Here is a 17,509-nt window from a genome sequence, read left to right as displayed (position 1 = left end):
GGCTCAGTCGATCGCGTCGGCGGTGATATCCAGCGGCGCTGCGGCGACATGGCCGGCCACCGGCACCACCTTGACCACGGCGCTGGTGGTGCGGAAGGGCAGGGCCACGAGGCCGCAGCCGCACAGTCCGGCGGCCGCGGCCAGGATCAGCAGCACGGCCATCGGGCGGCCGGATCGGGCGAGGCGGGTCACCGGCTTTTCTCCTTCCCGGCAGCGGCTCGGGGTGCGTGCGGCAGGCGCCACCGCCGCGGCAGGACGTTCGCGGCATAGCCCCACAGATACAGCCCGGCGCACAGCAGGATGCTGCCGAGCCAGAGCATCTCGAAGATCATGGTGGACCTCCTCTGAGACCCTTTCGGAACCCCCCAACCCGTCATCCCCGCGAAAGCGGGGATCTCGCGCCGCTTTGACGGGAAAGAGATTTCCGCTTTCGCGGGAATGACGGCAAAGGATGGATGGCTGTTCTGAAAGCTCTCTTCCGCGTGACGATCGATCACTTGAGCTGCGCGACCAGGGCGTCGGCGCCCTTCTCGAGGCCGGTCTTGGCCGCGGCCAGCGAGCCGAAGGTCGCCCCGATGTTCATCGATCCCGGGTACTGCTTCGAGACGAAGGCGTTGAGCAGGCGGTCGCTCGGCGCGTCGTAGATCTCGACCGCATAGATCACGGCCCCGGTAAACGAGCCTTCGCCGCCACGCACCGCCTGCACCCCGTTGTAGAGGCCGCCGCCGATATCGATGCGCGAGACGGTGCTCAAGACCGGAGTGCTGGTCGACGCGCCGGTCAGCGTCAGCCGCAGGCGCAGGGTGCCGGGGGCCGGGTCGCCGGCCAGGGTGAAGCGGGTCTTCAGCTTCTCCACAAACGCGGTCTGCATGCTGTGGGCCAACTCGGCCTTGTCCGCCTCGGACATGTCGCCGAACTGGTTGTCCGGGCCCCGGTAGATCGCGATCGGGTCGATGATCATCCGGTTGTAGCTGCGCCAGTCCACCGGGGTGGCGTAGCGGAACGGGATGTGCCCGGTGTCGTCCTGCGGGTTGGGCGCCAGCTGCGCCGACGACGCGATGCCGGAATAGGGCACCGGATCGGCGCTGCCGCAGCCGGCCAGGGCCACGCCGACCGCCGCGAGCGACAGCCACGCCCGGGCAGGGATCGGCCGTCGCGGCCGTTCGAGGAACGCGTGCATTCAAGTCTCCAAGTCGAAGTCTGGGCTGCAGGGAGCCGTTCTCTGCCGGGAGATCCCGGAGAGTGCGGTCGTCGTTGATGCGGGGAATTGAGAGGTGTTGACGGCGCCGCCGTCAGGTCGTGGTCAGCGCCGCGGCGCCGATGTTCGGATTTGAATCAGATCACGCCGATGAGATCGAATTTGGTGTTGCCTCTCCCGCTTGCGAGATCTTTCCACAACTCCCATCCCTCGCCGTCATTGCGAGGAGGCGAAGCCGACGAAGCAATCCAGGGGCCGGTGCGTGCGGCCCGTGGATTGCTTCGCTGCGCTCGCAATGACGACGTTTGGAGTTTTGAAAAGGTCTCGCATGCGGGAAAGGCAATGCGAAAACGCTCGGCATCCCATCGTTCTGTGGCCGGCTGCCCGCCGGTTCCGCCGATGCCGCGTTCCCCTGCCGGGTGCGGAGCGCCCTGTGCCATGCCGTCGTCCTCTCGATCTCGTGTGAGAAGACCATAACAGCGGATTTCCGAATTTGCAAACCGTCTGGACGGTTTTTATCAACATCGATCGATGCCCGCGAGAGCGCCTGAGGCGCTTCGGGGTGCCTGCGGGGATCGGAAGCCCTGGCGGCGGTCCGCCGCCAGGGTTCTTTGCCGATCTCCCATTCTTCTGTATAGTGCGAAAACAAGTGCTCAGATCTCTCGGTAGAATATAGTGCACCCCATTTGAGACGCGGGGTTTGTTCCTATTTTGAGGCTCATTCAATGCGCCTATTTTATTTTATTGCGCTGACAGCGCTGTCGACCGTTGCCGCCCGGGCCGACATCATCCGGTCTGATAACGCCTGGACGGTGAAGCCGCATTTCGAGAAGACCGAAGCCCGAGAGGCGACCAGCCCGCTGGCGCTCGGCGACAATGTCGGGATTCGTGATCTCGCCAAGGTCAAGGACGGCGTGCTCATCCTGTCGGGCCGAAGCGATGATGAGCGCGGGGACCAGAAGTTCACCTGCGAAGAACAGAGGACACCGCCATGGCCTTTGTCATCGGTCTGGTTCTGGAGCGGCAAGGACGGAGAAGTCGCGAAGCCGCTCGGACCACTTCCCGGCGTCGCAGCCACCGACAGCGCGGAAACGCTCCTCGTGCTTGACGAAAGCACAACGGCCTACCGCGTGCTCGTCCTGTTCGACGGCGTCGCCAACGGCAAGCCGGTCGAGTTCAACATCCGCAAGTAGTCGAGCCGGAATTCAATCGTGGCGCCTCCAGACCAGCCAAGCCGGCCGGGAAGGGTGCTCGCAAACCACAGGAGAGGGATCATGGCCTGGAACCCCAAGGTGCCCAAGGAGCGGCGCTTTCCCGGGAAGATGACGCCTGGACGCTCTGCCCCGCCGACGCATGTCGTGTGTCACATCACCGGCACGAACAGCTTCGAGGCGGTGCGGAAGGAATTCACGACTTCGGCGAGCGCCCACTACGTGATCGACAAAGAAGGCATTCTCTACCAGTTCGTCGAAGAAGAGAATCAGGCCTGGCACGCGGGCATCAAGGCTCCGGTCCAGGCGCAGTACGACGAGGCCGGCAATGGGTGGCGCAAATTGCTCTACCACTTCGACTGGGCGACATACCCGGCCGACTCGGTCTGGCTCGATTCAAAGCTGAAGCCGGTGCCGAGCCGCCCCGAGGCAACGTTCGTGGGTCGGCCGGGCGGTCAGGAGTGGTCCGACTACGCGTACTTCCGTGCGAGGTGGGGCGAGGACGCCAAGCCGGTGAACTACGATGTCAGCAAGCGGCCGAACGACTACGCGGTCGCCATCGAAATCCTGTCATTCGGTGCGAAGACACCGTCTTCCAGCGCTTACACCGAGAAGATGTATGCCAGACTCTCCGAGCTGGTGACCGAGATCTGCGAGCGCTATGGGATCCCTCGGACAAAAGGCCGGGTCGTTGGCCACGAAGATGTAAACCCCGTTCAACGCTACGGCTGGGACCCCAATCAGGGGTTCGACTGGTCGCGCGTTTGGCAGGTGTGAGTGGCGACGATACTGAGCTGGATCTCACGAGCTTCCTGACAGGGGAATGCGGGCTCGCCGTCAGCCGGCGCCGCGCTTCCGGCCGCGGGACGCGGAGGCCGGCTTCGCGATCTTCGCGAGGGCGGGCGATCGCGCATCGTCGATCAGGCGGTCGAACAGCCGGTCGCGCTCCTCCACGGACAGGGGGCAGGTCCCCAGCAGCGTCATGATGTGCAGGCCCCTGGCCGCCATCCAGCGCAGGACCGCCAGCTCCGGATCGGCGGCCTCGGCCTTGACGGCCTTGAGCGCCTGGGCGTCCGCCTCTCGGTTGATGGAGAGGAGGTCGGGGTTCTCGGCCACTGCGCCGAGGATGGCGAGGAAGGCGGAGTGTGGCGTGGCGAGGGATTCGCGCAGCGTCGCGATCTGCGCTTCCAGAAAGGCACCGGGCCTGTCGGGGCCGATCTCGGCCAGATAGTCCTGGGTGAACTTTCCGAAGCGCTCGGTCAGGTGTTCCAGCAGGGCGGTCACCACCGCTTCCTTGGTGCGGAAATGGTGCATCACCCCGCCCTTGCTGATGCCGCTCTCGCGCGCGATGGCGTCGAGCGTCAGCCGCCCGGGACCGTCGCGGGCGATGACGGCGAGCGCCGCCTGGATGGCGGCGGCGCGGGAACGTTCGGAACGGGTGGCGTTGTCCATGCTCTCTCACAAGGCCGAGGCGGGTACTCGCCGCCGGGCGGGTCGTGTCCGACAGACATAGCGTGCCGGCTGGGGAAAAAACAGACTGTGAGGTCGGTTTGTAATCGTCCGGCTACGGCGCCGCTTCGGCGTCCACCCGGCGGCGCTCCTGCAGCCGCTCGCGGATGCGGGCGGTGCGCCGGGCCTGGCGCAGCTCCTCGCGGGTCGGCTGCCACCAGCCGCGGGTCTGCTCGGCCGGGCCGGCCTCCGCGCGGGCGGGCCAGACCCCGATCAGCTCCTCCAGCGACGGACGGCGCCAGCGGACCCAGACATAGTCGCCGGCCGCCGGGTCGGCATGGGCGTAGATGCCGGCCGGGTCGGGGATGTCCGCGATCTCGCCATCGGTCCCGGTGAACACCAGCATGCCGAACCGCTCGGTCATCACCGGCAGCTCCAGCGGCGGCGGGTCGCCGGCCAGCACCGGATAGCGGTGCCGGCGGCGCTCGGCGGCCAGGAGCGCGGCGCGGCGCTGCCGCTCCGGCGTCCACTCGGCCTCCCGGCGCTTGCGGCGCTCCTCCGGCTCGTTGCGGCGGGCCGCGGCCTCGATCTCCGGCCAGCGCCGCCACAGCTCGTCATAGGACCGGAACGGCACATGCCAGGTCTTTGTCTCGGCGTCCCACCACGACCACGGGATGGCGTGCATCTGCTCGACCACGGTGCGGGAGTAGGGGGTGCGGACCAGCAGCTCGTCGGCGACCTCCAGATAGCGGCTCTCGATCGGATCGAATTCATGGGCGTCGCGGCCCTTGGCGTCCGCATGGTCGGCGCCGTCCGGCAGCTGGTCGGCCAGAAAGCGGGTCAGCCGGCGCTCGGCGGTGGTGCCGGGGATGAACCACACCCCCTCCGCCTCGCGCCAGCGGGCGCGGGGGAACGCCGCCATCAGCCGCTGCATCATGGCCCGGTCGTAGGGCAGCCGGGCCTCGATGCCCGGCTTGTCGCCCCCGACGGGCCGGATCGTCACCCGGCTCAGGATCCCGCTTTCCGCTTGCATGCCGATTCAGATGGGGGCGCCGCGCCGTTCCGTCGATGAAACTGCAACGGACGGGACGAGTCCAGGCTGAGCCGTTTGCTCGATTTTCACAGGATTGAAAACGGGCATCTGCCCAAGACGAAGGCAGCGATCCTCCACGGCGATCAGAATTCCGCATCTATGCAGCCTTTCTGATCCTTGACACGCTCCGTCATCGCCTCCAGGCTTCTTTCACAAGAATGAAAAAGATCGCAGGAGGCAGGATCGATGCTGATGCGGGCCGATCGAGCGCAAGCCCCCAAGGCCGCCGCGAGGGCACATGGCCTGGCGCTGACCCGGCTGTCGCGCCGCTACGGCCCGGTCCGCGCCGTCGACGACGTGTCGCTCGACATCCCGGGCGGTCAGTTCCTGACCCTGCTCGGCCCCTCCGGCTCCGGCAAGACCACGCTGCTGATGATGATCGCCGGCTTCGTCGCGCCCAGTGCCGGCCGGATCGCGGTCGATGGCCGCGACGTCACCGCCGTGCCGCCGGAGAAGCGCAACTTCGGCATGGTGTTCCAGGGCTATGCCCTGTTTCCGCACATGACGGTGGCCGAGAACATCGCCTATCCGTTGCGGGTCCGCGGCGTGTCGCGGGCGATGATCGCGGAGAAGGTCGCCGGCGCCATCGCCCGGGTGCGGCTGGACGGCTTCGACGACCGCCATCCCAGGCAGCTCTCCGGCGGCCAGCAGCAGCGCGTCGCCGTGGCCCGCGCCCTGGTGTTCGACCCCGACATCGTGCTGTTCGACGAGCCGCTCGGCGCGCTCGACCGTCAGCTCCGCGCCGAGATGCAGCTGGAGCTGAAGACGCTGCATCGCGACCTGGGCGCCACCTTCATCCTGGTGACCCACGACCAGGACGAGGCGCTGTCGATGGCCGACCGGGTGGCGGTGATGAATCGCGGCCGGCTGGTCCAGGCCGGCGCGCCGGACGAGCTGTATGAGCGGCCGCGCACCCGCTTCGTCGCCGAATTCCTGGGCAAGAGCAACTGTATCGCCGGCCGCATGGCCGGCCGCGACGGCGAGCTGATCCGGCTCGAGACCGGCGGCGCCGTGGTGCTGCATCGCGGCACTGCGACGCCGCCCGAAGGCCGCGGCGTGCTGCTGGCGCTGCGGCCGGAGAAGCTGCGGGTCGCGGCGCAGGAGCCGCACGAGATGGCCAACCGGGTGCCCGGCCGCATCCTCGACATCGCCTATCTCGGCGCCACCCGCCAGGTGGTGGTCGGCACCGACGCCTTCGGCCCATTGACCGCGACCGGCTTCGCCTGGGCGGCGGCGCCGGATCTCGGCCTCGGTGCCACCGCCTGGGTCGGCTGGGCGCCGGAGGCCACCGTTCTGATCGAAGACGAAGCCGACGACAGCTCGGCCTGAAACAGACAGGGGGTTCCAATGACGGCATCTCGATATCGCGCGGATCTCGCTTCCATCGCGGCGGAGCGGTTCGCCGACGGACACATCGACCGGCGCGGCTTCCTGGCCGTGCTCGGCGCGCTCGGCGTCACGCCGCTGCTCGTCTCCGGCCCGGCCAGGGCCGCGGCGCAGGAGGTGGTGGTGGTCAACTTCGGCGGCGACGCCGTGCCGGCTTGGGGCAAGGCCTGGGGCGACCCCTTCACCAAGGACAGCGGCCTCAAGGTCACGGTGCTGGGCGCCGAGCCGACGCCCGGCGCGATCAAGGCGATGATCGAGAGCGGCAATGTGGTGTGGGACTGCACCGACGCCGACGGCTTCTACCTGCCGATCCTCAGCAAGCAGGGGCTGATCCAGCCCTATGACTATTCCAAGGTCGACAAGGCGAAGGTGCGGCCGGAATTCACCTTCGAATATGGCTGCGCCGCCTACATGTACTCGACCGTCAACGCCTTCAGCCTGGAGAAGACCGGCGGCAAGACGCCGAACGGCTTCAAGGACTACCTGAACTTCAAGGACTTTCCCGGCAAGCGCGYGATCTACAAATGGCTGGTCGGGTCGCTGGAGGCGGTGCTGCTCGGGTCGGGGGTCGAGCCGGACAAGCTGTATCCGCTCGACGTGAAAAAGGCCTTCGCCATCATCAAGGACAACCGCGACCAGTTCCTGCTGTGGGGCGGCGGGGCGGAAAGCCAGCAGCTGTTCCGCGAGGGCGAGGTGACGATGGGCCCGATCTGGTGCACCCGGGCCTCGGTGCTGGACCGGGATTCCGGCGGCAAGATCACCTGGACCTGGGACCACGGCATCGTCGCCCCCGGCGTGCTGCCGGTGCTGGCGAAGAACCCGGCCGGGCCGGCGGTGTTCGACTTCATCGCCTCGACCCAGAACCCGGAGCGGCAGGTCGAGCTCCTCAAGCTGCTCGGCAACGGCCCGGCCAACCCAGCCGCCAGCGCCAGTTTGACGCCGGAGCTGCAGAAGATCGATTGCGGCTACGAGCCGAACTACAAGCGCCAGATCCCGATCGACAGTGCCTGGTACGCCGAGAACTACGACACCGTGCAGAACGACTTCCTCGACCTGATCGCGAGCTGAGGCATGACAGCACGCGCCGCCTACGCCAGCGCACCCCCAGCCGTCGCCCGGCGCCGGACGCCGGCGGCGGCCTGGGGGCTGGTGCTGCCGCTGATGGCGGCGCTGCTGCTGCTGTACCTGCTGCCGCTGGCCAACATCCTGTGGATCAGCGTCACCGACCCGGCGCCCGGCCTCGGCAACTACCAGCGGCTGGTGGACTCCGACGCCATGCAGCGGGTGCTGTGGACCACCTTCCGCGTCGCCGCCTGGACCACGCTCTGCGCCGTGGTCCTGGGCTATCTCGTCGCCTATGTCATGCTGCACGCCTCGCCGCGGCACCGGGTCTGGATCACCGCCTTCGTGCTGGTGCCGTTCTGGGTGTCGGTGCTGGTCCGCGCCTTCGCCTGGCTGACGCTGCTGCGCAGCGAGGGGCTGGTGAACGGGGCGCTGGCCGGCCTCGGCCTGATCACCGAGCCGCTGCCACTGGTGCGCAACGAGTTCGGCGTGCTGGTCGGCATGGTGCACTACATGGTGCCCTACGCCGTGCTGCCGCTCTATGCCGGGATGAAGGGCATCGACCCGACCCTCGGCGCCGCCTCGCGCTCGCTCGGGGCCGGGCCGCTGCGCACCTTCGCCAAGGTGTTCCTGCCGCTGTCGCTGCCCGGCATCTTCGCCGCCAGCCTGCTGGTCTTCGTGCTGTCGCTCGGCTTCCTGGTGACGCCCGCGATCCTCGGCGGCGGCAAGGTGGTGATGATCGCCGAATACGTCCGGCTGCAGATCTTCCAGACCGTGCGCTGGGGCGTCGGCACCATGATGGCGTCGGTGCTGCTGCTGTCGGTCCTGCTTCTGATCGCGGCGCTGTCCCGCGTCGTCGATGTCCGCCGCCTGTTCGGGGGAGGGGCCTGATGCGCTGGTCCGTCCTCGTCGCCCTGTGCTGGGCCGTGCTCTTGTTCCTGATGCTGCCGACCCTGGTGGCGATGCCGCTGTCGGTGACGCCGAACCGCTATCTGTCGCTGCCGACCGACGGCATCTCCTTCCAGCATTACGAGACCCTGTTCGGCGACGAGCAGTGGCGCTCGGCGATGCTGCAAAGCCTCGGCATCGGCCTCGCCGTCACCGCGCTGTCGGTCGCGCTGGGTACGCTGGCGGCGATCGGGCTGTGGCGGCTGTCCTCGGCGCTGGGCGAGCTCGCCCGGATGCTGGCCCTGGCGCCGCTGATCGTGCCGCCGGTGGTCTCGGCGCTGGCCTTCTACCGCTTCTTCGCCGGCATCGGCCTGCTCGACAGCTTCGCCGGGGTGATCCTGGCGCACACGCTGCTGGCTGCGCCCTATGTCCTGGTCACGGTCTCGGCCGCTTTGGCCTCGGTCGACCCGCGCCAGGACCAGGCGTCGCGCTCGCTCGGCGGCTCGCAGTCCCAGACCATCCGCTGGGTGATCCTGCCGCAGATCCTGCCCGGCATCCTGGCCGGCGCGGTCTTCGCCTTCCTCACCTCCTGGGACGAGATCGTGGTCACGCTCTTCATCGCCGCCCGCGCGGTCTACACCCTGCCGCGCAAGATGTGGGACGGCATCAACGAGCGGGTGGACCCGACCATCGCGGCGGCGGCCACCGTGCTGTTCGCCGTCACCCTGCTGCTGGTGATCCTGCAGATCCTGCGCGCTGGCCGCGAGCCGGCGGCAACCGACCGAGAGGTTGCACCATGACAATGACGAGCCCCACCGCGGCGGACGGCTTCACCTGGACCCTGCCCGCCGCCTGGTACCGCGACCCGGAGCGCTATGAGGCCGAGCGCCAAAGCATCTTCGCCCGGCACTGGATGCTGTTCACCTGGTCCGCCCGGCTGCGCAATCCGGGGGACTACGTCACCGGCACGGTCGCCGGCTATCCGGTCTTCGCCATCCGCGGCGAGGACGGGCAGGTCCGCGCCTTCCACAATGTCTGCCGCCACCGCGGCGCCCAGCTGCTGACCAAGCCGGAGGGGCAATGCCCGCGCTTGGTGGTCTGCCCCTATCACAGTTGGAGCTACACGCTGGACGGCAAGCTGAAGCGGTCGCCGGATTTCGGCTCCGCCCCCGCCTTCGACCCGGCGGAATGGGGCCTGTACCGCATCGCCGCCGAGGAGTGGCGCGGCCTGGTCTTCCTGCGCATCGCGCCGGAAGGGCAGGGGCTGCGTGACTGGCTGGGCCCGATCGACGCCCTGGCCGCCGACTATCCGCTGGAGCAGCAGCACTGGTTCGCCGAGAAGAACCGCGACTGCGAGGTCGACTGGAAGACCTATGGCGAGAACTACCTCGAATGCTACCACTGCCGGACCATGCATCCCGGCCTCTGCGCCTCGCTGGACATGGAGCGCTACAGCATCGACGTGCATGACGAGATGTTCCACCTGCACGCGCCGAAGCGGGATGGCGGGCTGACCCGCGGCGTCTATTTCTACCGCTTCCCGTTCCTGATGCTGAACCTGTACGACTGGGGCAGCTCGATCGCGACGCTGGAGCCGCTGGGCGCCGGCCGGCTGCGCCACATCAACTGGTACTTCTTCACCGACGTCTCGCCGGAGAAGGCGGCGGAGAACCGCCAGTCGATCGACTGGTCGGCCCAGATCGTCAGCGAAGACCTCGACATCATCACCGGGGTGCAGCGCAACCTGAACGCCGGCATCTACCAGCGCGGGCCGCTGTCGCCCAAGCACGAGCATGCCGTGCACGCCTTCCAGGACATGGTCCGCCGCGGCATGGCCGACCATCCCGCCCCGGCCCACCGCGCCGCCGCCGAATAGAGAGAGCGATGACCACGACTTCCCCTTCCCAGCCCGACGGCGCGGCGGCGGCCAAGCGCTACGACGCCATCATCATCGGCGCCGGCCATAACGGCCTGGTCTGCGCCAACTACCTGGCCCGCTCCGGCCTCAAGGTGCTGGTGCTGGAGCGCCGCAAGGTGCTGGGCGGCGCCGCGGTGACCGAGGAGATCGCGCCCGGCTTCCGCGCCTCGATCTTCTCCTACCTGATGAGCCTGCTGCACCCGCGCATCATCCGCGACTTCGAGCTCAAGAAGCACGGGCTGGAGGTGCTGCCCTGCTCGGACATGATCTCGCCGGTATCGAATGACGACTACATCGTCTTCTCCGACGACATGGCCAAGACCCAGGCCAGCTTCGCCAAGTTCTCGAAGAAGGACGCCGCGATCTATCCCGAATTCGACCGCTATCTGCAGGAGGCGGCGCAGATCGTGCGCAAGCTGCTGTGGGAGACGCCGGTCGACCCGGCAAGGCGCGACTGGCGCGGCTTCCGCGACGGCGCGTCCCTGCTGTGGCGGCACCGCAAGATCGGCCGCAAGATGTACCGCGTCGCCGACATGCTGAGCATGAGCGCCTACGATTTCCTGCGCGAATGGTTCGAGGACGACCGGGTGATGGCCGTCCTGGCCTATTACGCCTCGATCGGCACCTTCGCCGGGCCGAAGACCCCGGGGTCGGCCTACGTCATCATGCACCACATCATGGGCGAGCATGAGGGCGCCGGCGGCTGGGGCTTCATCAAGGGCGGCATGGGGGCGATCACCCAGGCGCTGGCCTCCTACGGCCGGACCATCGGCGTCGACCATGTCACCGAGGCGGAGATTGCGGAGGTGCGGCTGACCGGCGACCGCGCCACCGCGGTGACCACGACCAAGGGCGACACCTATTCCGCCCGGATCATCGTCTCCAACGCCAGCGCCAAGACGCTGTATCTCGACATGATCGGCGAGGCGCATCTGCCGGCCGAGGTGCTGCGCGAGATCCGCGGCTATCGCAGCTTCTCCACCGCCTTCAAGATGAACATCGCCTGCGAGCGGCCGCCGCAATACCGCATCCTGGACAAGGTCAAGGCCGACGGCGCGCTGGGCAATTTCAGCTACCCGACCTACATGCACATCGCGCCGGACATCGACTATCTCGAACGGGCCTATGACGACGCGAAGTACGGCTGGTACTCCAGCCGGCCGTTCCTGACCCCGGTGGTGCCGACCATCGTCGACGACAGCCTGGCCCCGCCCGGCAAGCATGTCGTCAACCTGTTCGGCGGCCATGCCCCCTACACGCTGAAGGGCGGCGACTGGGCGACGGAGAAGGAGAATTTCCGCAAGACGGTGTTCGACACGATCGAGGAATACGCCCCCGGCTTCTCCAACGACGTGATCGAGGCCCAGCTGCTGGTGGCGCCGGACATCGAGCGCATCGTCGCCCTGCCGCAGGGCCACATCTTCCATGGCGAGCTGTCGACCGACCAGCTGTTCTTCCAGCGCCCGGTCTCCGGCTATGCCGATTACCGCACGCCGTTCCGGGGGCTTTACATCTGCGGCTCGTCGATGCATCCGGGCGGCGGCGTCTCCGGCATTCCGGGCCACAACGCCGCGCGCGAGATCCTGCGCGACGTCAAGGCCCGGCGGGCGTGAGGCGGGGGCGGATGCTCCTTTGCGTTGCCTCTCCCGCTTGCGGGAGAGGTCGGAGACGCGAAGCGGCTCCGGGTGAGGGTTCTTTGTCGAGGCCCGGACCAGCCCTCACCCGGTCGTCCTCCGGACGCCCGACCTCTCCCGCCAGGCGGGAGAGGCAATCTGAGGCGGGCGGCGGCAGGCCGATCCGCTGGAGAGACGGATGATGACCGAAGGCGAGAACACCGATCCGGAGCTGCAGACGGTGGACTCCGATCCGTCCCCCGGCGATCCGGTCGACACGATCGGGCCGCAGATCCGCGAGCTGCGGCAGCAGCGCGGCCTGACCCTGACCAGGCTGGCGGCCACCACCGGCCTGTCGGTCGGCCACCTGTCGCAGGTCGAGCGCGGGCTGTCGACGCCGACGATCCGCCAGCTGCAGCTGATCAGCAGCGCCATGGGTGTGACCATCGGCTGGTTCTTCCGCGACCCCGCGCCACGGGACGACGAAGACCGGGTCGTGGTCCGCGCCGGCCGGCGCAAGGTGCTGGACATGGGCGGCCTCGGCCTGACCGACGAGCTGCTGGTGCCCAATCTCGACGGCAAGCTGGAGCTGCTGCTGTGCACCATCCAGCCCGGCGCCGGCAGCGCCGACAGCTACACCCATGAGGGCGAGGAGGCCGCCTTCATCCTGTCCGGCGCGCTGGAGCTGTGGGTCGACGAAAAGCTGTACGTGCTGGGCGCCGGCGACAGTTTCGCCCTCGCCAGCACCCGGCCGCACCGCTACCGCAACCCGGGCCCCGGCATCACCCAGGTGATCTGGGCGATCACCCCGCCCAGCTTCTGAGCCGCGGCGCCGTCAGTCCGTCCGGTGCCGTTTGTCGCTGTGGTTCACCACCTTGCCGACATCGCCGAAGGCGATGGCGTTGCCCTGTTCCGGGATGATCTGCTGCTTCTCCAGATCGACCTCGGCGACGACGATGTCATCCGTGTCGCCGTTCGAATTCGTCACCTCCAGCCGGTCGCCGGGCTGGCTGCGCTTCAAGATCACGAGCGGATCCATGGTGGGCTCCCTTACGCTGCGTTCCACCAGTCAACACGCCCAACGCCATCCCGGTTCGGCCCGGTCAGCCGATCACCACCACCGTCTGGTCGGCGTCCAGCCCCTCGGCGCCCTCCTCGACATGGACGGAGGACACGGTGCCGGCCACCGGCGCCTCGTGCGGCACCTCCATCTTCATCACCTCCATGATGAACAGCGTGTCGCCGGCCGCCACCGTATCGCCGGGCTTGACCAGCACCTTCCACATGTTGCCCGCGGTCTGGGTCTTCACTTCGGTCGCCATGGACTTCCCTGTCGTCAGATGTGTTCCCTTGGTGTCATCACCGGGCTTGACCCGGTGATCCAGGGCCACGAAGAGCTGCTCGGGCCGCCCTGGWTTGCCGGGTCAAGCCCGGCAATGACAGGAAAAGTGGAGCAGCCAGGGCTAAGCCCCGGCTGCCTGCTGGTTACGCGGTCTCGATCGATGCCTCAGAGCACAGTTCGCGCAGCCGGCGGGCCATGGCCTGGGCCTCGTCGACCGAGACCGCCTTGAAGTTGTAGATCTCGCCGGGCCGCGACTGGCCCAGCTTCCAGAACGCGGCCTGCGGCACGGTGTAGGGGTTGATGAAGCCGCCCATCGACGGGCCGTCATTGACCAGGATGATCGGCGTCTGCCCGGCCAGGTTGATGGCGCCCAGCGGATAGCCCTGGTCGATGATGTTGGACGGCAGCGACCCGTGCTCCGGCGCCTTGTCCGTCGCCTTGTCGGTGAAGCTCCATTGCGGCCCGTCCAGGCGGAAGCCGGTGCGGTCGGACTTGGCCGACAGCTTCCAGTCGGCCGACAGGAAGCGCTCATGTCCCGCGGCGTCGATCCAGTCGTCGTTCGGCCCGGCCACCACCTCGACGGTCCAGCGCTTCGCCTTGGCGAAGTCCGGCCGCGCCTCGGCCTTCACCCGGCGCCCGGGCTGGCCCGCCGCCTCGGCCACCGGCACCGACTGCCCCTCCTTGATCGCCCGGCCGTTCATGCCGCCGACCCCGGCCTTGTGGAAGGTGGCGCGGGCGCCCAGCCAGGGCTCGGTCTCGATGCCGCCGGCCACCGCGATATAGGTGCGGGCGCCGGTGCGGGCGAAGGCCATGGCCAGGGTCTGGCCGGCCTTGACCGCCACCGACTGCCACATCGGCAAGGGCTCGCCGTCCAGCGCCGCCTGCATGTCGGCGCCGGTCACGGCGATCACGCCGTCGCGCTGGAATCTCAGTGTTGGCCCCAGGAACTGGCACTCCAGCCCGGCCGCGCCGGGCGCGTTGCCGACCAGCACATTGGCCAGGCGGAAGGACCAGGAATCCATCGGCCCGGAGGGCGGAAAGCCCTGGTTCCAGAAGCCGATCCGGCCCGGCCAGTCCTGCACCGAGGTCTCGAGCCCCGGCTTGATCACGTCGAGCATGCGGGCCTCCTCAGAACCGGCGGGCGAGGTCGAGCGACCCGACCCAGCGTTTGTATTGGCGGACGGAGAATTTCTGGTATTCGACCACGTTGTAGACGTAGCTGCCGTCGGCGACGCGCTGCTCCGCCTCCTCGAACTCCTCGACCGTGCAGGGCACGAACTTCACCCGGTCGCCGGGGCGGAACAGGCAGATCGACTCCGTGAACACGTCGAAGCGCTTCTCCGGGTCCCAGATCGGCACCGGGATGCGGCCGAAGATCTGGTAGCCGCCGGGCAGGTGCTCGGGATAGATCGCGGTCGAGGCGCCGCCCATCCCGACCGTGCCCTTCGGCGTCCAGGTCCGCGGCGGGTTGTATTTCGGCGCGGTCAGCTTGCAGCGCGGGTCCAGCGCCATCATGAAGGGCAGGCCGGGCCAGAAGCCCAGCGCCGCCACCCAGTATTCGGTGCCGGAATGGACCTGGACGAACTGGGCCACGTCCGACAGCCCGTTCAGCTCGGCCACGAATTCCGGGTCGGTCTGCTTCGGCGCGATCTTGGCGATGTAGTCCTGCACGCAGTCGCGGGTCCAGGGGTCGAGATAGACCGTCGGGAAGTAGAAAATCCGGCTCTCCAGCTCGATGTCGTCGGACGGGCCCAGGGCGGCGATCAGGCGCTCCAGCTCGCGCGACAGGTCGGCGTAGGAGATCTCGTCCGGCTCGTAATGGATCAGCATCGACGCGAAGCAGGGCGCGGTCTCGATCACGCCTTTGGTCTTCTGCTCGGCGATGGCGGTGGCCAGGCCCTGGGCCATGAAGTTCAGCTCGAGATTCATCTCGTTGCCGAACTCGATCAGCATGTACCGGTCGCCCCCGGGCCGGAATGCCGGCGTCTCGTAGATCATCCCTGTCTCCCTGCCTGCCCTGTCTTCCCGGTTTCGCTCAGCCGATCAATTCGGCCTTGTAAGTGTCGACGAAGCTCGTGGTGGTGCGGCCGTCGCGGAAGGCGGGGTGCCCGATCACGCGCGCCAGGAACGGCGCGTTGGCCACCAGCCCCTCGACCTCGACCCGGTCCAGCGCCGCCAGCATCCGGTCGATGGCGGCGGCGCGGTCCGGGCCATGGGCGATGATCTTGGCGATCATCGGGTCGTAGAACGGCGTCACCGTGTCGCCCTGGCGCACCCCGGTGTCGACGCGGATGCCTGCCATCCCCACCGGCAGCGCCAGCCGCGCCAGCGTGCCGGGCTGCGGCAGGAACATCTTCGCCGGGTTCTCGGCATAGAGCCGGCATTCGATGGCATGGCCCTGCTGGCGGATGTCCTCCTGCCGCAGGGAAAGGTCCTCGCCGGCGGCCAGGCGCAGCTGCAGCGCCACCAGGTCCAGCCCGGTCACCGCCTCGGTCACCGGATGCTCGACCTGGATGCGGGTGTTCATCTCCAGGAAGAAGAACGCCTCGCTGTCGGCGTCGACCACGAACTCCATGGTGCCGGCGCCGCGATAGCGCACCGCCTCGGCCAGGGCCACCGCCGCCGTGGTCATCCGGGCGCGGGTGGCGGCGGCGATTCCGGGGGAGGGGCTCTCCTCCACGATCTTCTGGAACCGGCGCTGCACCGAGCATTCGCGCTCGAACAGATGGATGGCGCGGCCGTCGCCGAAGCCGAACACCTGGACCTCGACATGCCGGGCGTTGCGGACATAGCGCTCCAGGAACAATGCGCCGTCGCCGAAGCTGCGTGCCGCCATGCCCTGGGTCGACTCCGCCACCTTGCGCAGGTCCGCCGGCGCGTCGACCACCCGCATGCCGATGCCGCCGCCGCCGGCCGAGGCCTTGACCAGCAGCGGGTAGCCGACCGCGTCGCCGGCCGCCTCGATGCCCTCCAGCTCGCCCTCGGCGAAGCGCCGGCTGCCGGGCAGCACCGGCACCCCGGCGGCCTCGGCCAAGGCGCGGGCGCGGGCCTTGTCGCCCATCGCCTCGATCGATTCCGGCGTCGGCCCGACCCAGGTGAGGCCGGCCTCGGCCACCGCCCGGGCGAAGCCCTCATTCTCGGCCAGGAAGCCATAGCCGGGATGGACGGCATCGGCCCCGCTGCTGCGGGCGGCGCCCAGGATCGCGCGGATCTTCAGATAGCTCTCGGCCGGCTTGGACGGGCCGATATGCACCGCCCGGTCGGCCAGCGCCACATGCAGCGCCTTGGCATCGGCGTCGGAATGCACCGCCACGGTGGCCAGGCCCAGCGCCTTGGCGCTGCGGATGATGCGGCAGGCGATCTCGCCGCGATTGGCGATCAGCAGCGTCTTCACCGTCCCGCCCTCACGCCGCGCGCAAAAACGGGCCGATGGCGTCGCGCACGGCGCGCGCCACATCGACCGCGTTCGGCGTGTCGGAATGGATGCAGATCGAATCCGGCGTCACCGCGATATCCTTGCCGCCCTGGGACGCGACCTTGCCCTCGGTCAGGGCCCGCAGCGACCGCTCCGCCGCCCGCTTCGGGTCGATGGCGCCGCGCGACCGCACGATCACCAGGTAGCCGTCGTCGCCATAGTCGAGATCGGCATAGAACTCCGACACCATACGGTGGCCGCGGCTCTGATACACCGTCTCGTGCAGCGTCCCGGCCATGCCCAGGATCGGCACCCGGAACACGTCCGCCGCGTCGCAGACCGCATGCGCGATCGGCTCCTGCTGCGCCGCCATGCCGTACAGCGCGCCATGCGGCTTGATGTGGTTCAGCCGCATGCCCTCGGCGTCCAGAAACCCCTTCAGCGCGCCGATCTGGTAGATGATGCAATTGGCCAGCTCGTCGCGGCCGATCTTCATCTCGCGCCGGCCGAAGCCCTGCAGGTCGGGCAGCGACGGATGGGCGCCGACCCGCACGCCGTGCTTGCTGGCCAGCTGCACCGTGCGGCGCATGTGGTTGAAGTCCGAGGCATGGAAGCCGCAGGCGACGTTGGCGACCGAGATCAGCGGCATCAGCGCGTCGTCGTCGCCCATCCGGTACAGGCCGAAGCCCTCGCCCATGTCGCAGTTGATCTCGGTCATGCGTCAGAGCCTTTCAAACCGCTCGAGGGCACGCCGGTGCGGTGGCGCGGACCGCGCATGGAGGCCTCTCTGTCTGGATCCGGCCGCTTGGCCGAAGGGCGATGCCGTTCGGGTCCGGGCCGGTTGTTGGCCCATCATTGCGCCGCGCCACGGCCCTGTGAAATAGTATCTTCTTCAGATCGATATCTGATTTTCCGATATCGCTCGACCTCAGGT

Annotated in this window: 21 protein-coding genes; 9 read left to right on the top strand and 12 right to left on the bottom strand. The window is 68.4% G+C overall.

What is annotated here, in order from left to right; genetic code table 11:
* Positions 1-3: 3 nt before the first annotated feature.
* From AB4Z01_RS01210 to AB4Z01_RS01195, 4 genes are all read right to left on the bottom strand, one after another.
* Positions 4-192, bottom strand: coding sequence for a DUF6726 family protein (locus AB4Z01_RS01210; RefSeq protein WP_441689667.1), 189 nt, complete (start codon positions 190-192; stop codon positions 4-6).
* Entirely contained in the window at positions 189-332 is a 144-nt protein-coding gene (locus tag AB4Z01_RS01205; RefSeq protein ID WP_441689665.1) for a hypothetical protein, read from the bottom strand. The genes AB4Z01_RS01210 and AB4Z01_RS01205 overlap by 4 nt, the downstream gene beginning before the upstream one ends.
* Before the next feature lie 161 nt (positions 333-493).
* The gene (locus AB4Z01_RS01200; protein WP_441689663.1) at positions 494-1,180 is read right to left on the bottom strand and encodes a DUF3313 domain-containing protein; all 687 of its coding nucleotides are present in this window, start codon (positions 1,178-1,180) and stop codon (positions 494-496) included.
* A 155-nt stretch (positions 1,181-1,335) separates the two neighbouring features.
* Positions 1,336-1,638: a hypothetical protein gene (locus AB4Z01_RS01195; RefSeq protein ID WP_441689662.1), complete on the bottom strand. Its 303-nt coding sequence runs from the start codon at positions 1,636-1,638 to the stop codon at positions 1,336-1,338.
* Positions 1,639-1,923: 285 nt separating this feature from the next.
* On the opposite strand from AB4Z01_RS01195, the gene AB4Z01_RS01190 reads away from it, so the two are divergent.
* Both AB4Z01_RS01190 and AB4Z01_RS01185 read left to right on the top strand, forming a co-directional pair.
* A complete protein-coding gene (locus AB4Z01_RS01190) occupies positions 1,924-2,391 on the top strand; it encodes a hypothetical protein (protein ID WP_441689661.1) in 468 nt (155 codons plus the stop codon).
* Between the two features lie 81 nt (positions 2,392-2,472).
* On the top strand, positions 2,473-3,186 hold the full coding sequence (locus AB4Z01_RS01185) for an N-acetylmuramoyl-L-alanine amidase (protein ID WP_441689659.1): 714 nt from the start codon (positions 2,473-2,475) through the stop codon (positions 3,184-3,186).
* Positions 3,187-3,246: 60 nt separating this feature from the next.
* On the opposite strand, the gene AB4Z01_RS01180 is transcribed toward AB4Z01_RS01185, so the two are convergent.
* Both AB4Z01_RS01180 and AB4Z01_RS01175 read right to left on the bottom strand, forming a co-directional pair.
* Positions 3,247-3,861 (bottom strand): TetR/AcrR family transcriptional regulator, encoded by a 615-nt coding sequence (locus AB4Z01_RS01180; RefSeq protein WP_441689658.1) that lies wholly within the window; start codon positions 3,859-3,861, stop codon positions 3,247-3,249.
* 112 nt (positions 3,862-3,973) lie between these two features.
* On the bottom strand, positions 3,974-4,861 hold the full coding sequence (locus AB4Z01_RS01175) for a hypothetical protein (RefSeq protein WP_441689656.1): 888 nt from the start codon (positions 4,859-4,861) through the stop codon (positions 3,974-3,976).
* Positions 4,862-5,143: 282 nt separating this feature from the next.
* On the opposite strand from AB4Z01_RS01175, the gene AB4Z01_RS01170 reads away from it, so the two are divergent.
* From AB4Z01_RS01170 to AB4Z01_RS01140, 7 genes are all read left to right on the top strand, one after another.
* On the top strand, positions 5,144-6,280 hold the full coding sequence (locus tag AB4Z01_RS01170) for an ABC transporter ATP-binding protein (RefSeq protein ID WP_441689655.1): 1,137 nt from the start codon (positions 5,144-5,146) through the stop codon (positions 6,278-6,280).
* Between the two features lie 18 nt (positions 6,281-6,298).
* On the top strand, positions 6,299-7,405 hold the full coding sequence (locus tag AB4Z01_RS01165) for an extracellular solute-binding protein (protein ID WP_441689654.1): 1,107 nt from the start codon (positions 6,299-6,301) through the stop codon (positions 7,403-7,405).
* Between the two features lie 3 nt (positions 7,406-7,408).
* Positions 7,409-8,290: an ABC transporter permease gene (locus AB4Z01_RS01160; protein WP_441689652.1), complete on the top strand. Its 882-nt coding sequence runs from the start codon at positions 7,409-7,411 to the stop codon at positions 8,288-8,290.
* Entirely contained in the window at positions 8,290-9,087 is a 798-nt protein-coding gene (locus AB4Z01_RS01155) for an ABC transporter permease (protein WP_441689651.1), read from the top strand. Before AB4Z01_RS01160 ends, AB4Z01_RS01155 begins: the two co-directional genes overlap by 1 nt.
* A complete protein-coding gene (locus AB4Z01_RS01150) occupies positions 9,084-10,163 on the top strand; it encodes an aromatic ring-hydroxylating oxygenase subunit alpha (protein WP_441689650.1) in 1,080 nt (359 codons plus the stop codon). The genes AB4Z01_RS01155 and AB4Z01_RS01150 overlap by 4 nt, the downstream gene beginning before the upstream one ends.
* 8 nt (positions 10,164-10,171) lie before the next feature.
* Complete coding sequence (locus tag AB4Z01_RS01145) at positions 10,172-11,818, top strand: phytoene desaturase family protein (RefSeq protein ID WP_441689648.1); 1,647 nt, start codon at positions 10,172-10,174, stop codon at positions 11,816-11,818.
* A gap of 199 nt (positions 11,819-12,017) precedes the next feature.
* Positions 12,018-12,641: a cupin domain-containing protein gene (locus tag AB4Z01_RS01140; RefSeq protein WP_441689646.1), complete on the top strand. Its 624-nt coding sequence runs from the start codon at positions 12,018-12,020 to the stop codon at positions 12,639-12,641.
* A gap of 12 nt (positions 12,642-12,653) precedes the next feature.
* Here AB4Z01_RS01140 and AB4Z01_RS01135 read toward each other — a convergent pair whose 3' ends face one another.
* From AB4Z01_RS01135 to AB4Z01_RS01110, 6 genes are all read right to left on the bottom strand, one after another.
* Positions 12,654-12,857, bottom strand: a complete 204-nt coding sequence (locus tag AB4Z01_RS01135) for a hypothetical protein (protein WP_441689644.1) — start codon at positions 12,855-12,857, stop codon at positions 12,654-12,656.
* A gap of 64 nt (positions 12,858-12,921) precedes the next feature.
* Positions 12,922-13,140, bottom strand: a complete 219-nt coding sequence (locus tag AB4Z01_RS01130) for an acetyl-CoA carboxylase biotin carboxyl carrier protein subunit (protein WP_441689643.1) — start codon at positions 13,138-13,140, stop codon at positions 12,922-12,924.
* 163 nt (positions 13,141-13,303) lie between these two features.
* Positions 13,304-14,278, bottom strand: a complete 975-nt coding sequence (locus AB4Z01_RS01125) for a biotin-dependent carboxyltransferase family protein (protein ID WP_441689642.1) — start codon at positions 14,276-14,278, stop codon at positions 13,304-13,306.
* A 10-nt stretch (positions 14,279-14,288) separates the two neighbouring features.
* Positions 14,289-15,158 (bottom strand): 5-oxoprolinase subunit B family protein, encoded by an 870-nt coding sequence (locus AB4Z01_RS01120; RefSeq protein WP_441689640.1) that lies wholly within the window; start codon positions 15,156-15,158, stop codon positions 14,289-14,291.
* A gap of 37 nt (positions 15,159-15,195) precedes the next feature.
* Positions 15,196-16,554, bottom strand: coding sequence for an acetyl-CoA carboxylase biotin carboxylase subunit (locus AB4Z01_RS01115; RefSeq protein WP_441689638.1), 1,359 nt, complete (start codon positions 16,552-16,554; stop codon positions 15,196-15,198).
* Between the two features lie 10 nt (positions 16,555-16,564).
* The gene (locus AB4Z01_RS01110; RefSeq protein ID WP_441689637.1) at positions 16,565-17,293 is read right to left on the bottom strand and encodes a LamB/YcsF family protein; all 729 of its coding nucleotides are present in this window, start codon (positions 17,291-17,293) and stop codon (positions 16,565-16,567) included.
* Between the last annotated feature and the right edge of the window lie 216 nt (positions 17,294-17,509).

This window comes from Inquilinus sp. YAF38, assembly GCF_052113205.1.
Taxonomy (GTDB): domain Bacteria; phylum Pseudomonadota; class Alphaproteobacteria; order DSM-16000; family Inquilinaceae; genus Inquilinus.
Note: the sequence above shows the minus strand (reverse complement) of the source record. Positions and strands in the feature narration are given on the sequence as shown.

Coding starts and splice junctions, on each gene's coding strand:
- AB4Z01_RS01150 (WP_441689650.1), top strand. CDS start 9,084: ATGACAATGACGAGCCCCACCGCGGCGGACGGCTTCACCTGGACCCTG.
- AB4Z01_RS01205 (WP_441689665.1), bottom strand. CDS start 332: ATGATCTTCGAGATGCTCTGGCTCGGCAGCATCCTGCTGTGCGCCGGG.
- AB4Z01_RS01120 (WP_441689640.1), bottom strand. CDS start 15,158: ATGATCTACGAGACGCCGGCATTCCGGCCCGGGGGCGACCGGTACATG.
- AB4Z01_RS01145 (WP_441689648.1), top strand. CDS start 10,172: ATGACCACGACTTCCCCTTCCCAGCCCGACGGCGCGGCGGCGGCCAAG.
- AB4Z01_RS01200 (WP_441689663.1), bottom strand. CDS start 1,180: ATGCACGCGTTCCTCGAACGGCCGCGACGGCCGATCCCTGCCCGGGCG.
- AB4Z01_RS01170 (WP_441689655.1), top strand. CDS start 5,144: ATGCGGGCCGATCGAGCGCAAGCCCCCAAGGCCGCCGCGAGGGCACAT.
- AB4Z01_RS01185 (WP_441689659.1), top strand. CDS start 2,473: ATGGCCTGGAACCCCAAGGTGCCCAAGGAGCGGCGCTTTCCCGGGAAG.
- AB4Z01_RS01190 (WP_441689661.1), top strand. CDS start 1,924: ATGCGCCTATTTTATTTTATTGCGCTGACAGCGCTGTCGACCGTTGCC.
- AB4Z01_RS01135 (WP_441689644.1), bottom strand. CDS start 12,857: ATGGATCCGCTCGTGATCTTGAAGCGCAGCCAGCCCGGCGACCGGCTG.
- AB4Z01_RS01160 (WP_441689652.1), top strand. CDS start 7,409: ATGACAGCACGCGCCGCCTACGCCAGCGCACCCCCAGCCGTCGCCCGG.
- AB4Z01_RS01195 (WP_441689662.1), bottom strand. CDS start 1,638: ATGGCACAGGGCGCTCCGCACCCGGCAGGGGAACGCGGCATCGGCGGA.
- AB4Z01_RS01125 (WP_441689642.1), bottom strand. CDS start 14,278: ATGCTCGACGTGATCAAGCCGGGGCTCGAGACCTCGGTGCAGGACTGG.
- AB4Z01_RS01155 (WP_441689651.1), top strand. CDS start 8,290: ATGCGCTGGTCCGTCCTCGTCGCCCTGTGCTGGGCCGTGCTCTTGTTC.
- AB4Z01_RS01140 (WP_441689646.1), top strand. CDS start 12,018: ATGATGACCGAAGGCGAGAACACCGATCCGGAGCTGCAGACGGTGGAC.
- AB4Z01_RS01180 (WP_441689658.1), bottom strand. CDS start 3,861: ATGGACAACGCCACCCGTTCCGAACGTTCCCGCGCCGCCGCCATCCAG.
- AB4Z01_RS01110 (WP_441689637.1), bottom strand. CDS start 17,293: ATGACCGAGATCAACTGCGACATGGGCGAGGGCTTCGGCCTGTACCGG.
- AB4Z01_RS01130 (WP_441689643.1), bottom strand. CDS start 13,140: ATGGCGACCGAAGTGAAGACCCAGACCGCGGGCAACATGTGGAAGGTG.